This window comes from Actinomadura sp. WMMA1423 (genome assembly GCF_006547145.1).
Taxonomy (GTDB): domain Bacteria; phylum Actinomycetota; class Actinomycetes; order Streptosporangiales; family Streptosporangiaceae; genus Spirillospora.
On record NZ_CP041244.1, the window covers coordinates 2,043,151 to 2,059,338 of the forward strand.

Consider the following 16,188-nt stretch of genomic DNA (forward strand, 5'->3'; position numbering starts at 1 on the left):
TCAGGTCCGGTGCTGGTCCGTGGTGGGCTGGTCGGTACGGCGCAGGAGCGCCAGGAACATCGCGTCCGTGCCGTGGCGGTGGGGCCAGAACTGCGCGTACGGGCCGTCCCCCAGGCCGGTGAGGCCGGGCGCGATCCCTGCCAGGACCGCCGGAGCGTCGACCCTCTCGATGTCGTCGCGTCCGCGCAGGACGTCGTCGACCACCACGCGGGTCTCCGCCAGGTGGGGCGAGCAGGTGACGTAGGCGACCACGCCGCCGGGCCGCACGGACTCGAGTGCCGTGGCGAGCAGCTTCCGCTGGAGCGGCCCGAGTTCGGCGACCGATTCGGGGCCGCGGCGCCAGCGTGCCTCTGGACGGCGGCGGAGCGCGCCGAGGCCGGTGCAGGGGGCGTCGACCATGACGCGGTCGAACGAGGCCGGGTGCCAGGCGGGGGCGGTGCCGTCGGCGGCGACGACGCCCGCCCGGTCGTCGACCGCGTCCCGGACGAGCGCGGCGCGGTGCGGCTGGACGTCGGCGGCGAGGAGCCGGGCGTCGCGCTGGGCTGCCAGGGCCGCCAGCAGCCCGGCCTTGCCTCCGGGCCCGGCGCAAAGGTCTGCCCAGCGCGCGTCACGGCCGTCCAGGGGAACCTGAGTAAGCGCCAGGGCGACCATCTGGCTGGCCTCGTCCTGGACTGCGGCGCGCCCCTCCCGGACAGCCGCGATACCCGCCGGGTCGCCCTCGGCCAGGACAGCGGCGTAGGGCGAGTAGGGGGCGGGCTCCGCGTCCGCGTCGTACAGCTCTTCGAGGGTCGCCCGGCCGGGGCGCGCGACCAGCGTCACGCGGGGGCGGGCGTTGTCGGCGGCGAGGAGTTCGGCGATCTCGTCCCGCCCTACGGCGTCCCGCATGGCGGAGACAATCCATTTCGGGTGGCTGTGGGCGATCGACAGGCGCGTCGTGGCGTCGGCGTCGGCGGGCGCCACGATCTCCAGCCAGGCGTCCATGTCGCGCGTGGTGACCTTGCGGAGCACCGCGTTGGCGAACTTGGCCTGGCCCGGGCCCGCGACCGAGCGGGCCAGCTCCACGGTCGTCCCCACGGCGGCGTGCGGCGGGATGCGGGTGGCGAGGATCTGGTGGGCGCCGATGCGCAGGACGTCCAGGAGCGGGGCGTCGATGCGGCGCAGTTCGCGGTCGCTGCACAGCGCGAGCACCGCGTCGTAGGTCCCCTTGCCGCGCAGGGTCCCGTACGTCAGCTCGGTGGCGAGGGCGGCGTCGCGTCCGGTCAGGCCGCGGTCGCGCAGGCGCGCGGGCAGCAGGAGGTTGGCGTAGGCGTCGCGGGTCTCGACCGCCCGGATCACGTCGAACGCGGTGCGGCGCACGAGGTCCTGGGGGCGGCCCGTCTTGCGGGGACCGCCCGGGCGGCGGTTCGGGGCGCGTCGGTGGTTTCGGGCAGGGGGCATCAGTGGAGCGCGTCCTTGTCGGCGAGGTCGAGGCCGCGGACCCAGTCGGCGGCGGCCATGCGGCGCTTGCCCTGCGGCTGCACCTCGCCCAGCGCGACGGGATGCGTGGCCGTGCCGACCAGCACCTCGTTCTTCCCCGCGCTGATCTCACCGGGTGCGAGGGTCCCGCCGTCGGGCGCTGGGCGGACGGGGCCGAGCTTGACCCGCGCGTCCCTGAAGTTCGTCCACGCGCCCGGCGCCGGGGTGCAGGCGCGGATCAGGCGGTCGATGTGCAGGGCCGGGCTCTTCCAGTCGACGTGGCCGTCCTCGGGTGTCAGCTTCGCCGCGTGGGAGACCCCCTCGGTCGGCTGGGGCCGCGGCTCCAGGACGCCCGCCTCGATGCCGTTCATGGTGTCCAGCAGGAGGTCGGCGCCTGCGACGGCCAGCCGCCCCAGGAGGTCGCCGCTGGTGTCGGTCGGCCGGATCGGCTCGGTGAGCACGCCGTAGACCGGTCCCGTGTCGAGGCCCTCCTCGATCTGGAACGTGGCCGCACCCGTCACGTCATCGCCGTGCAGGATCGCGCGCTGCACGGGCGCGGCCCCGCGCCAGGCGGGCAGCAGCGAGAAGTGGAGGTTCACCCAGCCGTGCCGGGGGATCTCCAGGGCCTCGCGGGGCAGCAGCGCGCCGTAGGCGACGACCGGGCAGCAGTCGGGCGCGATCTCCCGGAGCCGGTCGAGGAACTCGGGGTCGCGGGCCTTCGCCGGCTTCAGCACCTCGACGCCGGCCTCGGCGGCGAGGGACGCGACCGGGCCGGCGCTCAGATGCCTCCCACGGCCCGAACGACCGTCCGGCCGGGTGACGACCGCCGCGACCTCGTGCGAGGAGCCCAGGAGCGCCGTCAGGGCCGGGAGCGCGGTCTCGGGCGTCCCGGCGAAGACCAGCCGCATCTAGATCGCCTTCCCGAGGGTGCGGTGCGGCGAGTCCTTCACGACGGGGGCCGGTTCACCGAACCACTCGGCCTCCCGGATCGCCTTCATCGCGGCCTTGCGCTGCTCGGCGTCCATCCGGTCGATGAAGATGATCCCGTCGAGGTGGTCGGTCTCGTGCTGGACGCAGCGGGCCAGCAGGTCGGTGCCCTCCAGCGTGATCGGCTCCCCGTGCATGTTGAAGCCCTTGGCCACGACGCCGATGGAGCGGGGCGTGGGGAACGCCAGGCCGGGCAGGGAGAGGCAGCCCTCGTCGCCGGTCTCCTGCTCGTCCGACAGGTCGAGCGTCGGGTTGACCACGTGCCCCAGGCGGTCGTCGACGTAGTAGGTGAACACGCGCAGCCCGACGCCGAGCTGGGGGGCGGCCAGACCCACGCCGGGGGCGTCGATCATCGTGTCGGTGAGGTCCTTGACGAGCTGGCGCAGCTCCTTGTCGAAGTCCTTCACCGGCTCCGCGGGCGTGCGCAGCACGGGGTCGCCGAAGAGGCGGATGGGCTTGACGGCCAACGGGGACTCCGTTTCCTGCGAGTGTCGCCGATGCTTCGAGCGTCACTGGGTCTTCGAGCGTCACTGGGAACCGGGACGCGCCCTCCAGTCTACGGAGGCGCGCACCCTGAACATTCACGCCGCGTTCACGAGCGGCGCCGCGGTCACACGCCGCGGTGCGCGCCTTGGCGGGCCGAACGCGCCTTGTAGGCGGCGGTACGGGCTGCCTTGGCCGTGGCTTTGTCGGGGTGGTGCGCGCCCAACGCCTCCAGGACGTCGGCCACACCGGGATGATGGGTGCGCCAAAGTTCGTCCACCATGGCCTTCATCTCCGCTTCCGGCGGGGCGTCGACGAGCGCCGCCTCGACCGCCTCCTCCGGGTCCGCGGTCTCCAGCATCCCGGCGACCGTGTCGACGAACACCCAGAGGTACTCCTCGCGGGCCAGTTCCCGCCCCGCCGGGTCGCCTGCGGCGTTCAGCCACATCGCGGCGTAGGGCGACACCAGCGGGTGCTCCTGCGCGGCGCGGACCACGCCGGCCGCCTCGGGGCCGACGCGGTGCAGGACGGCGGCGGCGAGGTTGCGGGCGCCCGGTCCGCCGGTCCTCATGACGTCCAGCAGGTCGGCGGCGGCGTCCTTGGGGTCGTGGGCCGCCAGCCAGCCGTCGATCTCCTCGTCGGCGGCCTCCGGGCGGTACCAGGTGAGCCCGGCGATGAGGTCGGACGCGCGGGCGCCGGCCAGCTCACCTATGACGGGGGCGGTGAACCCGTCCGCGAGGAGCAGTTCCCGGACGGCCCACACACCGAGCGGCGTCAACGCCCGTCCCGTGCCGGACGCCTCGATGACGCCCCAGTCCTCCAGGGTCTCCAGCTCCAGGGCCAGGGCGTCCGCCACCAGCTCGGACATGGTGTCGGCGTCGGTGAGGTCGTAGGCCTCCTCGATGTGGCCCAGCAGCGCGTCGGCCAGGGCTTCGGGGCCGTGCGGCTCCTCCTGCTCGTACAGGTGGATGAGGACGCCGGTCAGCTCGTTCTGGACGAGCTCCACGGCGTCCAGGCCGTCGGCGTAGTCGTGGCCGGGCACGACGATGGCGTCGAACAGCGGCAGCCAGGCGGTGAGCAGCGCCACGTCGTCGTCGGACTCCAGGCCCGCCAGGGAGGGGCCGGGGGCGGCCGCGCCCTTCTCGGCGCCGATGACCTTCGCCTCGACGGCGGCCCACCAGAGCCGCTCCAGCGCGCCCTCGTCCTCCATCCGCCCGTGGCGCCGCGGGGAGTCGAGGCCGAGGGCGAGGCGCGCTTCCTCGGCGTCGGCCTCGGTGAGCGTGCCGTGCTCGGTCAGCGGCCGCTCCCCGGCCCAGCGGGCCAGGGCGAGGACGGCCCCGGTGAGGCCGGAGCGGCGCGCCGCGTCCGCGACCTCGGCCTGCGGCGCGAGCCGCACGGGCGGGACCACCAGCTCCCCGGCCTGCCGCAGGTACTCCTCGGTCAGGGCGAAGCGCTCCTCCTCCGGCCGCGCCTCGAAGTCGCGCACCCACGCGTCGACGGCGTCCTGGTCGTCGAGGTCGATCCCGTCGGCCTGCATCAGCCCGGCGACGACCTCGGCGGCCGCCTGCCGCTCCTCGCTGTCGACGGCGGCGACGACCTCCGCGAAACCGGGGCCGGTCCGGTCGATCTCGGCCTCCAGCCCGCCGGCGGCCGCCGCGGTCACGGCGCCGGTGTCGCGCAGGTAGGCGACGATCCGGCGGAGGGCGTCCAGGATGGTGGGGACGTCGTCGCGCCCGGCGACCACGGACTCGGGGAAGACCTCCAGGAGCAGCTCGCGCACGTGCCGCGGCTCCAGCGCGTCAGGGCCCGCGAGGCCCATCTCCTCCCGCGCCAGGTCGAGCAGGATGCGGACGCCCTGCTCGTCGAGCGTCTCACCGCGTTCGTCCGACCACCGGCGCAGGTCGCCCGCGGTGGTCTCCACCCAGTTGTCGGCCACGCCAGAACCCTATGGGTCAGCCCAGCCGCAAGTGGCCGGTTCAGTGCCAGGCACCAGATCGGTTCCGGCAGCCGAGCTGAGCGTCAGATCAGTTCCAGGGGGTCTATCTGGACTCGCACGGTCTCCGCGGCCTTGCGGGCGCTGCGTACTCCCTGGGCTTCCTTCAGCGCGCGCGCCAGAGCGGGCCCTGCGGCGCGCGGGACGCGTATCAGCGCGCGCTCCTTCTCCTGAGCCTCGGTGCCCGCCTGGGGGACGGGAACGGGCCCGAGAACCTCCGCGCCGTCGGGCAGGCGGGTGTCGGCCAGAAGCTCCCTGATGGCGGCCGGGGATGCGGTCAACGACGCCATACGCGCGGCGGGCGGGAAACCCACTTCCCTGCGTTCGGCCAGTTCCCGTTCCGCGTACGTGACGGGGTCCCAGCGCACGAGGGCCTGGACGGCGGGCAGCGTCCCCTCGGCGGCCACGATCACCGGGCCCTGCGGGCGGACGAGCGACGCCGCGTTCATCCAGCGTCTCAGTGTCTCCTCACCGGCGCGCAGATCGGGCCGCCCGAGGAGGACCCAGCCGTCCAGCAGCAGCGCGGCGAGGTATCCCCCCTCCGCGGGCGGCTCGGCTCCAGGGGTCGCCACCACGAGCGCCCGTTCCGGACCGACCCGGTCGAGGACGGCGTCGCGCCCTGAGGTGCGCACGGGCACGCCCGGGAACGCACGGCCGAGCTCCTCCGCGGTGCGTTTGGCGCCCACCACGAGGGCGCGCACCTGGAAGAAGCCGCATTCAGGGCAGTGCCAGTCGCCCGCGATGTGGCCGCACCAGCCGCAGTACGGGGCCGCGTGCGAGGAGGCGAGTGCCAGCGGGCCCTGGCAGGCCTGGCAGCGCGCCGGTGTGCGGCACCTCCCGCACGCGATGCCGGGAACGTAACCGCGCCTGGGCACCTGGACCAGGACGGGCCCGGTCTCCAGCGCCTGCCGTGCGGCCTCGAAGGCGACGTTCGGCAGACGCGCGGTGCGGGCTGCGGCGTCGCGGGCGAGCTGGGCGTCCTCCCCCACGTAGCGGACGCGCGGCATCCACGCCCGGACGCCGTTCCTGTCGGCGGCGAGGGCGTGCGCCCAGCCGGTCTCCACGAGCTGGGTCGCGTCGGTGGTCCGGGTGAACCCGCCGATCAGCGCCCCGGCCCCCGACCGGTGCGCGCGCAGGGCGAGCACATCACGGGGGTGGGGATACGGCGCGTGGGGCTCGGCGTGGACGTCGTCACCGTCGTCCCAGAGCACGACCAGCCCGAGGTCGGCGACGGGCGCGAACATGGCGGCGCGGGTGCCGACGACCGCACGTGCCTTGCCGCGCAGGACGGCGAGCCATCTGCGGTAGCGCTCCGCCGGGCCCAGTTCCGCCGTCAGGGCGACGTGAAGGCCCTTCCCCAGCTCCGCCTCAAGCGCCGCGTCGACACGCGCCACGTCACGGCCGTCGGCGACCACGACGAGCGCGCCCCGTCCGCCGCTCAGCGTGGCGGCCACCGCGCGCGCTATGGCCTCCGTCCAGTCGGAGCCTGGCAAGGCGGTCCACACGGCGTGCGGCGCCCTCCCGCCGCTGAGCGCGCCGAGGAACGACTCCCCCGCGGGGTACTCCCGCCATGGGCCGGGATCGGGGGCCTCCGGCGAGACGGGAACGTCCTGCTCCGGGACGGGCCGGTCCACGGGCTCGCCCTCCACGCGGGCGTGCCGGGGCGGGACGGCAAGCCGCAGGACGTCCGCGAAAGTCCCCGCGTACCGGTCGGCCACCTCCCGCACCAGCGCGACGATCTCCGGTGCCAGGACGGGCTCGGAGGAGGTCACCCGCTCCAGGAACAGCAGCTTGCCGCCGTGGCCGCTCTCGGCGACCCGCTCCAGCAGGAAGCCGTCGACGAGCTGGCCCGCGAAGCGCACCCGCACCCGGCACCCGGGGACCGCCTTGGCGTCCAGCTCCACGGGGACCAGGTAGTCGAAAGGACGGTCCAGATGCGGGAGCGACATGTCGACCGCGATCCGCGCGACGGGCAGCTCGGCGGCCGGCCGGCGGGCCCCCTTCTTGCCCGGCGGCTTGCCCGGCGCGGCGGCCCCTCCCGGTTTGTCCGGCCTGCCGGCGGCCGCGCCCGGGAGGGCGTCCAGCCCCGGGATCAGGTCCGTTCCCCCGCCGTCCTTCGTCACGTCCCCGTCCTACCAGATCGATCCGACAGCCGATCCCGCGCGCTAGTGTTGAGCCGTTTGAACGGGTGCGCGTCCTCCGGCCCATTGCCCGACGCCCGTCCGCACCCCCGCCGTCCGACGAGCCCCTGCAGGCGAAGTGACCACAGCTCATGCCCATGAGCGGACGGACTCCCCGGCCAGCGGCGGGGCGTCACGCCGTTCCCCAAACCCCTCAGCAGCCTCCAGATGGAAGAAGCGGGCACGCCACCCCGTGGTGGCCGCCACGCTGGCCGCGGCCGTCTTCCATCTGGTGTGGGGGCTGTTCCTCGCCACGGAGGGCGGCGACCTGGCGGCCCAGGCCGCGTGGACGGACTTCGCCTGGAAGCACCCCGGCGCGGCCTACAGCTTCGCCTGGTACGGCGGGATGCACCCCGCCTCGTACAGCGTCATGTCGCCGTACCTGATGGCGCTGTTCGGCATCCGCACGGTCGCCGTGGTGACGGGCACGATCTGCGCCGCGCTCACCGGGTACCTGCTCAAGCAGTTCAGGGCCCCGGTCGCGCTTCCCGCGTCGCTCTGGGCCGCCTTCGCGCTGGCCTGCAACGCCGCCTCGGGCCGCGTCACGTTCGGCCTGGGGCTGATGTTCGCGCTCATGGCGGCCGTCGTGGCGTTCACCCCGCGCGGGACGCCCGCCCTGCGCGCCGCCGCGATGGTGGTCCTGGGCATGCTGGCCTCACTCGCGAGCCCCGTCGCGGGCCTGTTCCTGCTGGTGCTCGCCGCCGCGCTGTTCCTGACCGGACGCCGCCGCGCCGGGGCCTGCCTCGCCGTGGGCCTCCCCGTCGTCGTCGGGACGACCAGCCTGCTCTTCCCGTTCAGCGGCGTCCAGCCGATCTCCCTCAACGCGATCGTGCTGCCCGCCGTCACCAGCGTCGCCGCGATCCTGTTCTGCGCGCCGAAGAGCTGGACGCTGGTGCGGGTCGGCGCCGGCGTCTACCTCGCCGGGATCCTGCTGACCTGGCTGATCCCCACCCCCATCGGCAGCAACGTCGAGCGGCTCTCGCTGCTGTTCGGCGGCATGTTCCTGCTGTCGGCCGTGGCGCGCGCGCACGGGCGGCTCCGGATCGCCGTGCTGTCGCTGGCGTTCATCGTCACGGCGTCCTGGCAGGTCGTGAAGCCCGTCGACGACGTCATCCACACCGAACCCGCGGACGCCGCCGCCGACCACGCCCGCGGCCTCGTCGGCGAGCTGAACGCCGTCGGAGCGGGCGGCGCGCGCATCGAGGTCGTCCCGCTGCGCTCCCACTGGGAGTCCTCCGGCCTCAGCCGCCACTTCGCGCTCGCCCGCGGATGGAACCGCCAGGTCGACGCCGAGCGCCACGGGCTGTTCTACGAGGAGGGCGCGCTGACGCCCGCCTCGTACCGCGACTGGCTGCACAAGTGGGCCGTCCAGTACGTCGTCCTGCCCGAGCAGGAGGTCGACTGGTCGGCGCACGAGGAGGCCGCCCTCGTCGAGCGCGGCCAGCCGTACCTGACGGAGATCTGGCGCGACGAGCACTGGCGCCTGTACCGCGTGGCGAGCCCCACGCCGCTGGTCGACCGGCCCGCCTTCGTCAGCACGCTCGACTCCGGCAAGCTCGTCGTCGACATGCCGTCGCGCGGATCGGTCCTGATGCGGATCTCCTGGTCCCCCTGGCTGAGCGCCACGGGCGGGGACGCCTGCCTGGCGCGCGCAGGCGAGTTCGTCCGGCTGGAGGCGGGCGCCCCGGGCCGCTACACCATCGCCGCCCGCTACGGCCTGCACCGCGGCAACCACTGCCCCTCCTGACGGCACCGCACGACGAGAAGGGCCCCGGGGTGCCCCGGGGCCCTTCTCCGTGATCCGGTTCGCCGGTTACAGGCCCGCGGCGGAGGCCAGGTCCTTGGCGCGGTCGGTCGACTCCCAGGAGAAGTCGGGCTCCTCGCGGCCGAAGTGGCCGTAGGCGGCCGTGCGCGAGTAGATCGGGCGGAGCAGGTCCAGGTCGCGGACGATCGCGGCCGGGCGCAGGTCGAACACGTCCCCGATCGCCTTCTCGATCTTCTCGGGGGCGACCTTCTCGGTGCCGAACGTCTCCACGAACACCCCGACCGGGTGGGCCTTGCCGATCGCGTAGGCGACCTGCACCTCGGCGCGGTCGGCGAGCTGCGCGGCGACGATGTTCTTGGCGACCCAGCGCATCGCGTACGCGGCGGAGCGGTCCACCTTGGACGGGTCCTTGCCGGAGAACGCGCCGCCGCCGTGCCGGGCCATGCCGCCGTAGGTGTCCACGATGATCTTGCGGCCGGTGAGGCCGGCGTCGCCCATCGGGCCGCCGATCTCGAAGCGGCCGGTGGGGTTCACCAGCAGGCGGTAGTTCTCGGTGTCGAGCTCGAACTCGGCGAGCACCGGGTCGACGACGTGCTCCTTCACGTCCGGGGCCAGGAGCTCCTTCAGGTCGATGTCGGGAGCGTGCTGGCTGGACACGACGACGGTGTCGAGGCGGACGCCGCGGTCGCCGTCGTACTCGATGGTGACCTGGGTCTTGCCGTCGGGGCGCAGGTAGGGCACGTCGCCGCTCTTGCGGACCGCCGACAGCCGCCGGGCGAGCCGGTGCGCCAGCGTGATCGGCAGCGGCATCAGCTCGGGGGTCTCGTTGGTGGCGTAGCCGAACATCAGGCCCTGGTCGCCGGCGCCCTGCCGGTCGAGGTCGTCGACGCCCTCGCCCTCGCGGGTCTCGTAGGCGTCGTCCACTCCCTGCGCGATGTCGGGCGACTGCGCGCCGATCGAGACCGAGACGCCGCAGGAGTGGCCGTCGAAGCCCTTCTTGGACGAGTCGTAGCCGATCTCCAGGATCTTCTCCCGGATCACGCCCGGGATGTCCACATAGGTCTCGGTGGTGACCTCACCGGCCACATGCACCTGACCCGTCGTGATCATCGTCTCGACGGCGACCCGGCTCTTCGGGTCGTCCTTGAGCATCGAGTCGAGGATCGCGTCGCTGATCTGGTCCGCGATCTTGTCCGGGTGACCCTCGGTCACCGACTCGGAGGTGAACAGGCGGCGAGACACGTACGTGAACTCCTTGCAGCGGCTGCTGACTGACGTCGCAGAACGGATTCTTTGTCGAGTTCGGCGAGGGATGCCGCCCCCCGCCATGGGTTCCCCACGATGTTAGGGGCAGAAGTCTAGCGGGATCAGCGCCCCTCACCCCGACTTACGCCGGAGGGAGTGCGCTCCAGCCGCGCGGAGACGAGGTCCCAGACGACCTCGGCGAGCGCCTCCTTGGCGCCGCGCGGCACCTCGGTGGCCGACCCGTCGGCGCCGAGGATCGTCGCCGCGTTGTCGGGGCGGCCGAAGGTCAGGTCCTCGCCGACCTCGTTGACGACGAGGAGGTCGCTGCCCTTGCGGGCGAGCTTGGCCCGGCCGTTGGCGAGGACGTCGTCGGTCTCGGCGGCGAAACCCACGATCACCTGGCCGGGGCGCCGGCTCCCGCCCAGCTCGGCCAGGATGTCGGGGTTCTTGACGAGCCGGATCGGCTCCGGCTCCGCCCCCTCGGCCTTCTTGATCTTCGAGCCCCGGTAGCCGGCCGGGCGGAAGTCGGCGACCGCGGCGGCCATGACGACCGCGTCGGCCGACCCGGCGGCCTCCACGACCGCCTTGCGCATCTCCTCGGCCGATCCGACGGCGACGGTCTCGGCGCCCGCCGGGTCGGGCAGGGCGACGTTCGCCGAGACGAGCGTCACCCTGGCGCCGCGGGCCACGGCGGTCCGGGCGAGGGCGTAGCCCTGCAGGCCGGACGAGCGGTTGCCGATGAAGCGCACGGGGTCGATGGCCTCCCGGGTGCCGCCGGCGGAGACCACCACGTGCCGTCCGGCGAGGTCGCGCCCGGCCGCGCCGCGGGCCAGCACGTGCCGGGCGACCTCGAACAGCTCGGCCGGGTCGGGCAGCCGCCCGGGCCCGGTGTCCTTGCCGGTCAGGCGCCCGGAGGCGGGCTCCACGACGACGGCGCCGCGCGCCCGCAGGGTCGCGGCGTTGGCCTGGGTGGCCGGGTGCTGCCACATCTCGGTGTGCATCGCGGGCGCGAACACGACGGGGCAGCGGGCGGTCAGCAGGGTGTTGGTGAGCAGGTCGTCGGCGAGCCCGTGGGCCGCCTTGGCGAGCAGGTCGGCGGTCGCCGGCGCGACGAACACCAGGTCGGCCTGCTGGCCCAGCCGGACGTGCGGGACGTCGGCGACCCCGTCCCAGACCCGCGGCGACACCGGCTTGCCGGACAGGGCGGCCCAGGTGGGCTCTCCGACGAAGCGCAGCGCGTCCGCGGTCGGCACGACGGTGACGTCGTGGCCCGACTCGGTGAGCCGCCGGAGCAGCTCGCACGCCTTGTAAGCGGCGATCCCGGCGCTCACTCCGAGCACGACGCGCGGCTTGGGGGAGGTCATACGGCCCACGATCCCATCACACACCGACCACACTCACGCCGGGGTCCCGCACGCGAACGCCGGGCGCCCCAGGAGACGGCGAGCGGGTCGAGCACCCTCCGGGGCCGCCCGCCCTGGCCGGCTCAGCCCTCGATGGGCTCGGCGTTCAGGAGGCCTTCACGGGTCTCGCGGAGCGCGATCGACAGCGGCTTCTCCTGGACCTGCGTCTCGACGAGCGGGCCGACGTACTCCAGCAGGCCCTCGCCCAGCTGGGCGTAGTAGGCGTTGATCTGCCGGGCGCGCTTGGCCGCGATGCTCACGAGGCCGTACTTGGTGTCGACGACCTCGAGGAGCTCGTCGATCGAGGGGTTGGTGATGCCCTCGTTGCTGGCTGCCACTCGGTGGCCTTCCGCTAGATGAAACGGCTACTGGTCAGCCATCAAGGCTAGCAGCTCTACGCACACGTCCCGCACCGACGTGTTGACGAGTGTGACGTCGAACTCCTTCTCGGCGGCGAGTTCGACGCGGGCGGCGTCCAGGCGCCGCTCGATCACCTCGGGGGGCTCGGTGCCGCGCCCGGTGAGGCGGCGGACGAGCTCCTCCCAGCTGGGGGGGGCGAGGAACACCAGCCGCGCTTCGGGCATGGACCGCCGCACCTGCCGGGCGCCCTGGAGGTCGATCTCCAGCAGGACCGGCTCGCCGCGGGCGAGGCGTTCCTCGACGGGCCGGCGCGGGGTTCCGTAGCGGTTGCCCGCGAACTCGGCCCATTCGAGGAGCTCCCCTTCGGCGACGAGCCGGTCGAAACCGGCGTCGTCGACGAAGAAGTACTGCACACCGTCGGTCTCACCCGGGCGGGGGGCCCGGGTGGTCACCGAGACCGACAGCCACACCCGGGGGTGTGAGCGCCGGATCTCGGCGACGACCGTGCTCTTGCCGACGCCCGACGGCCCGGACAGGACCGTCAGCCGCCGCGCGAGCGGGCCATTCGGCCTGGAGCCCTCCGGCGCAGCTATGGGTGCGCCGGAGCCGGACGGGATGGTGCCGTTCCCGGGTCGCCCCGAGCCGGCCGCGGCGGCCTGACCGCCGCGCCCGCCCGTGAGTCGCACGTCAGCGGTTCGCACTTCCGCCGAACTCACGCTCCAGGGATGCGCGCTGGTTGGCGCCGAGGCCCCGCACACGGCGGGACTCGGCGATGCCCAGGCGCTCCATGATCTGCTTCGCACGGACCTTGCCCACACCGGGCAGCGATTCCAGAAGGGCCGACACCTTCATCTTTCCGATGACGTCGTCGGACTGACCCTCTTTGAGAACCTCGGCGAGCGAGGTTCCACCGTGCTTCAGCTTGTTCTTAACCTCGGCCCGCTCCTTGCGCGCCTTGGCAGCCTTCTCCAGGGCTGCGGCGCGCTGTTCGGGGGTTAGGGGCGGAAGAGCCACGCCGGGTCACCTCAGGTTTCCACTCGACGGAGTCGGACGGGTTGGGAAACTAGCGAGTTCACCACCCATAAGGCAACGTGAAGTGCCGTTTAGCCCACCACAAATTCACGAAAATCACTCCTCGGAGTGTCCTGAATACAGAGTGTACCCAACTCCGGCCCCTCCGCGCCGCATCCCCTTGCCTTGCTGGGACTTTCGCATGATCGTGAAAATCCGCCCATTCTGGCCGTACATGTGGCACTCGGCACCCGTCCGCCGCTGCGCTTCGCGCTTGCGGACGGCCCCTCCGCCGCGGTCCCGCCACCCCCTCGCGAAGCCGCGCCGGCCGCCCCGGCGCGGGCTCCCACAAGTGATCCCGACCGAGTGACACTCGTCACGCCCCGCCGTTCCGCACGTCGCCCCAGCACCGTTACTGTCATCCTCGACAACACACCGCCAAGATCGTTCGCTCGGCCCGGAGGACACCCGCACCGCACCAGCTCCCTCAGCCCGCCGCCAGGGCACCCCCACTGACGCGGAAGCGTCGGCCGTGCCGCCGGAGACTCCCCCCGGTCCGCAATCGCCCCTCCGCGTGACCGAGTTCACCGTTCGGCGCGTATCGCAAAGCGGCCACTCGGCCCCCGCATTCGCATGCGGCTAAAACCACAAAGCGCGATCGCGCGCGCCACAAAACTCGCCTCCAAAGCGTTCAGTGCACCCGCGCACCAATGGCGTCCGGGCGATGCGCGCGGGCCGCTCAGGGCGTGCGGGCGGACGTGCGGCGCAGCGCGGCGGCGATGGCGGCCGCGGCGGCGCCCGGGTCGGGGGCGGCGGTGATGGGGCGGCCGATGACCAGCAGGTCGGCGCCGGCGGCGAGGGCGTCCTCGGGGGTGGCGACGCGGGCCTGGTCCTGGTTGCCGGAGCCCGCGGGGCGGACGCCGGGCGTGATGAGCGTGATGTCCGGGCCGACCTCGGCGCGGACGGCCGCGGCCTCCTGCGGGGAGCACACGAGGGCCTGTGCGCCCGCCTCGACGGCGAGGACGGCCAGCCGGCGGACGGCGTCGGGGGCGGGCCCCGCGAGGCCGAGGGCGGCGAGATCGGCGTCCCCGAGCGACGTCAGGACCGTGACCGCGGCGATCTTGGTGGTGGGGACGGCCTCCACCGCCTCGCGGATCATCGCGGGCCCTCCGGCGGCGTGCACGGTCAGGTAGGCCGGCTTGAGGCGCGCCACGGCGCGGGCGGCCCCGCGGACGGTGGCGGGGATGTCGTGCAGCTTGAGGTCGAGGAAGACCTGGACTCGGCTGGCACCCCGCACGCTGGCGACGACGTCCGGCCCGTAGCGCAGGTACAGCTCCAGGCCGACCTTGACGGTGGAGACGTGCGGCGTGACCAGGGTGGCCCAGCGCGCGGCCGTCTCCAGGTCGGGCGCGTCCAGCGCGACGGCGATGGGGGCGGCGGTCACAGCTTCTCCTTCTCGGACTCTTGCGGGCGCACCTGGGGCGGGACGTACCCGGCGGGCTTGTGCGCGAGGCCGACGGCGTCGGCGAGGCGGCCGATGCGGCGGGCCGCGAGCGCCTCCTCCAGCTCCCGCAGGACGCGGGGCCCGGCCGTCGGGTCGTGGAACAGGGCGGTGCCGACGGCGACGGCGGAGGCCCCGGCGAGGATGAACTCCAGGGCGTCCAGGCCGGTGGAGACGCCGCCGACCCCGATGATCGGGGTGGTGGGCAGCGCGGCGTGCACCTGGTACACGCAGCGGACCGCGACGGGCCGCACGGCGGGGCCGGACAGGCCGCCCGACACGCCCGTGAGGGCCGGACGCAGCGTCCGCGGGTCGATCGCCATGGCCTCCATGGTGTTGATCAGGGTGAGGCCGTCGGCGCCCGCGTCGACGCAGGCGAGCGCGATCGTGACGATGTCGGTCACGTCGGGGGCGAGCTTGGCGAAGACCGGGAGGCCGGGCCGGGCGTGCGCGCGCACCGCCCGGACGACGGACGCGGCGGCCGCCGGGTGCCAGGCGAACATGCGGCCGCGGTCCTCGACGTTCGGGCAGGCGACGTTGACCTCGATCGCGGCGACGCCGGGGACGTGGCGGAGGCGGCGCGCGAGGTCGCCGTACTCCTCGACGCTGTTGCCCGCGACGGACACGATCGTGCGGACCTCCTGCTCGATGAGCCAGGGCAGGTCGCGTTCCAGGAAGGTCTCCACGCCGGGGCCCGGCAGGCCCATGGCGGTCAGGAGGCCGCTCGGGGTCTCGGTCACCCGTGGCGTGGGACGCCCCGCGCGCGCCTGCGCCATCACCGAGGTCGTGACGAACGCGCCGAGACGGGTGAGGTCGAAGAACTGGGCGAGCTCCCGTCCCGTCCCGCCGCACCCGGAGGCCGTCAGAACGGGATTGGGGAGCTCCAGAGGCCCGAGGGTGGTCGTGACCCGGTCGCTCACTGGGAGCCCCCTTCAGAGACGCTCAGGACGCGCGGCGCGCCGAGCGCGTCGAACGGGATGGTTCCGAGGTCGCCCCAGCGGACGCGGTCGCCGCGCAGGACGGGGCCGTCCGCGCAGGCGCGGACCATGCGGGTCACCCCGTCCTCTCCGTGGACGGGGAGCATGCACGTCATGCAAACGCCGATGCCGCACGCGCCCGTCTGCTGGAGGAACTCCTCGACCGACACCTGCGAGGGCAGGCCGAAGAGGCCGGCGATCTGGGTGACCGAGCGGAGCAGGGAGGTCGGGCCGCAGCCGTAGACGACGTCGGCGCCCGTCTCCTCGATGACGCGGGGCAGCACGTCGCGGACGACCCCCTTCTCCCCCATCGAGCCGTCCTCGGTGACGACGGACGAGCTGTCCCCGATGCGCTGCGCCATCCGGGACCCGAACACCTGCCGGGCGGAGGCGCCGGCGAGCACGAAGTGCACCTGGCAGCCGCGCCGCAGGAGCGAGTCGGCCAGCGCGAACACGGCCGCGCCGCCGGGCCCCCCGGCCACGAGCAGGCAGGTGACGGGGTCGCGTGGCAGCCGGAACGGGCGGCCGAGCGGCCCGACGAGGTCGAGCTGGTCGCGGGAGCGGCGGCCGGCGAGCCAGGCGGTGCCGGGCTCGGTGTCGGCGAACACCAGCTCGACGGTGCCGCCGTAGTCGGACTTGACCTCGTGGACCCCGAAGCACCGTCGGACCAGGCGGGAGGTGTGCTCGCCGCCCACCGCGAGCGCCACGAACTGGCCGGGCCTGAAGCGCTCGGCGATGGCCGGGGCCACCAGCGTCATCGCGCGGTAGTCCTGCACCTGGCGGACCGTCAGGACCGTCGCCGAGGTCTGCACCGGCGTGTCGGACACC

14 protein-coding genes are annotated in these 16,188 nt (G+C 73.9%); 1 reads left to right on the forward strand and 13 read right to left on the reverse strand.

Annotation, left to right across the window (positions count from 1 at the left end; translation table 11 throughout):
• The 5 genes from FKD65_RS09465 to FKD65_RS09485 form a co-directional block, all read right to left on the reverse strand.
• Positions 1-1,437, reverse strand: a complete 1,437-nt coding sequence (locus tag FKD65_RS09465; RefSeq protein ID WP_141577096.1) for an RsmB/NOP family class I SAM-dependent RNA methyltransferase — start codon at positions 1,435-1,437, stop codon at positions 1-3.
• Positions 1,437-2,363, reverse strand: coding sequence for a methionyl-tRNA formyltransferase (gene fmt, locus FKD65_RS09470; RefSeq protein ID WP_141577097.1), 927 nt, complete (start codon positions 2,361-2,363; stop codon positions 1,437-1,439). The genes FKD65_RS09465 and fmt overlap by 1 nt, the downstream gene beginning before the upstream one ends.
• Positions 2,364-2,909, reverse strand: a complete 546-nt coding sequence (def, locus tag FKD65_RS09475; protein WP_141577098.1) for a peptide deformylase — start codon at positions 2,907-2,909, stop codon at positions 2,364-2,366.
• Positions 2,910-3,052: 143 nt separating this feature from the next.
• A complete protein-coding gene (locus FKD65_RS09480; RefSeq protein ID WP_141577099.1) occupies positions 3,053-4,861 on the reverse strand; it encodes a hypothetical protein in 1,809 nt (602 codons plus the stop codon).
• Positions 4,862-4,944: 83 nt separating this feature from the next.
• Complete coding sequence (locus FKD65_RS09485) at positions 4,945-7,041, reverse strand: primosomal protein N' (RefSeq protein ID WP_141577100.1); 2,097 nt, start codon at positions 7,039-7,041, stop codon at positions 4,945-4,947.
• A 253-nt stretch (positions 7,042-7,294) separates the two neighbouring features.
• On the opposite strand from FKD65_RS09485, the gene FKD65_RS09490 reads away from it, so the two are divergent.
• Positions 7,295-8,845 (forward strand): MFS transporter, encoded by a 1,551-nt coding sequence (locus FKD65_RS09490; RefSeq protein ID WP_240810053.1) that lies wholly within the window; start codon positions 7,295-7,297, stop codon positions 8,843-8,845.
• 66 nt (positions 8,846-8,911) lie between these two features.
• Here the strand turns inward: FKD65_RS09490 and metK are convergent, their stop codons facing one another.
• The 8 genes from metK to FKD65_RS09530 all read right to left on the reverse strand — a co-directional run bounded on the left by metK (position 8,912) and on the right by FKD65_RS09530 (position 16,187).
• Positions 8,912-10,105, reverse strand: coding sequence for a methionine adenosyltransferase (metK, locus tag FKD65_RS09495; RefSeq protein WP_141577102.1), 1,194 nt, complete (start codon positions 10,103-10,105; stop codon positions 8,912-8,914).
• Positions 10,106-10,230: 125 nt separating this feature from the next.
• On the reverse strand, positions 10,231-11,472 hold the full coding sequence (gene coaBC / locus FKD65_RS09500; RefSeq protein WP_141577103.1) for a bifunctional phosphopantothenoylcysteine decarboxylase/phosphopantothenate--cysteine ligase CoaBC: 1,242 nt from the start codon (positions 11,470-11,472) through the stop codon (positions 10,231-10,233).
• A gap of 122 nt (positions 11,473-11,594) precedes the next feature.
• Positions 11,595-11,849 (reverse strand): DNA-directed RNA polymerase subunit omega, encoded by a 255-nt coding sequence (gene rpoZ, locus FKD65_RS09505; protein WP_021597645.1) that lies wholly within the window; start codon positions 11,847-11,849, stop codon positions 11,595-11,597.
• 27 nt (positions 11,850-11,876) lie between these two features.
• Entirely contained in the window at positions 11,877-12,464 is a 588-nt protein-coding gene (gmk, locus tag FKD65_RS09510; protein WP_141586670.1) for a guanylate kinase, read from the reverse strand.
• 94 nt (positions 12,465-12,558) lie between these two features.
• A complete protein-coding gene (gene mihF / locus FKD65_RS09515; RefSeq protein ID WP_021597647.1) occupies positions 12,559-12,885 on the reverse strand; it encodes an integration host factor, actinobacterial type in 327 nt (108 codons plus the stop codon).
• Positions 12,886-13,621: 736 nt separating this feature from the next.
• Positions 13,622-14,326, reverse strand: coding sequence for an orotidine-5'-phosphate decarboxylase (gene pyrF / locus FKD65_RS09520; protein ID WP_141577104.1), 705 nt, complete (start codon positions 14,324-14,326; stop codon positions 13,622-13,624).
• A complete protein-coding gene (locus tag FKD65_RS09525) occupies positions 14,323-15,303 on the reverse strand; it encodes a dihydroorotate dehydrogenase (protein WP_141577105.1) in 981 nt (326 codons plus the stop codon). The genes pyrF and FKD65_RS09525 overlap by 4 nt, the downstream gene beginning before the upstream one ends.
• Positions 15,300-16,187 carry a dihydroorotate dehydrogenase electron transfer subunit gene (locus tag FKD65_RS09530; RefSeq protein ID WP_141577106.1) on the reverse strand — a complete coding sequence of 296 codons (888 nt, stop codon included), beginning with the start codon at positions 16,185-16,187 and terminating at the stop codon, positions 15,300-15,302. The genes FKD65_RS09525 and FKD65_RS09530 overlap by 4 nt, the downstream gene beginning before the upstream one ends.
• Between the last annotated feature and the right edge of the window lies 1 nt (position 16,188).

Bases quoted from the DNA above. Each gene is read 5' to 3' on its own strand.
- FKD65_RS09465 (WP_141577096.1), bottom strand. From the start codon at position 1,437: ATGCCCCCTGCCCGAAACCACCGACGCGCCCCGAACCGCCGCCCGGGC.
- fmt (WP_141577097.1), bottom strand. From the start codon at position 2,363: ATGCGGCTGGTCTTCGCCGGGACGCCCGAGACCGCGCTCCCGGCCCTG.
- coaBC (WP_141577103.1), bottom strand. From the start codon at position 11,472: ATGACCTCCCCCAAGCCGCGCGTCGTGCTCGGAGTGAGCGCCGGGATC.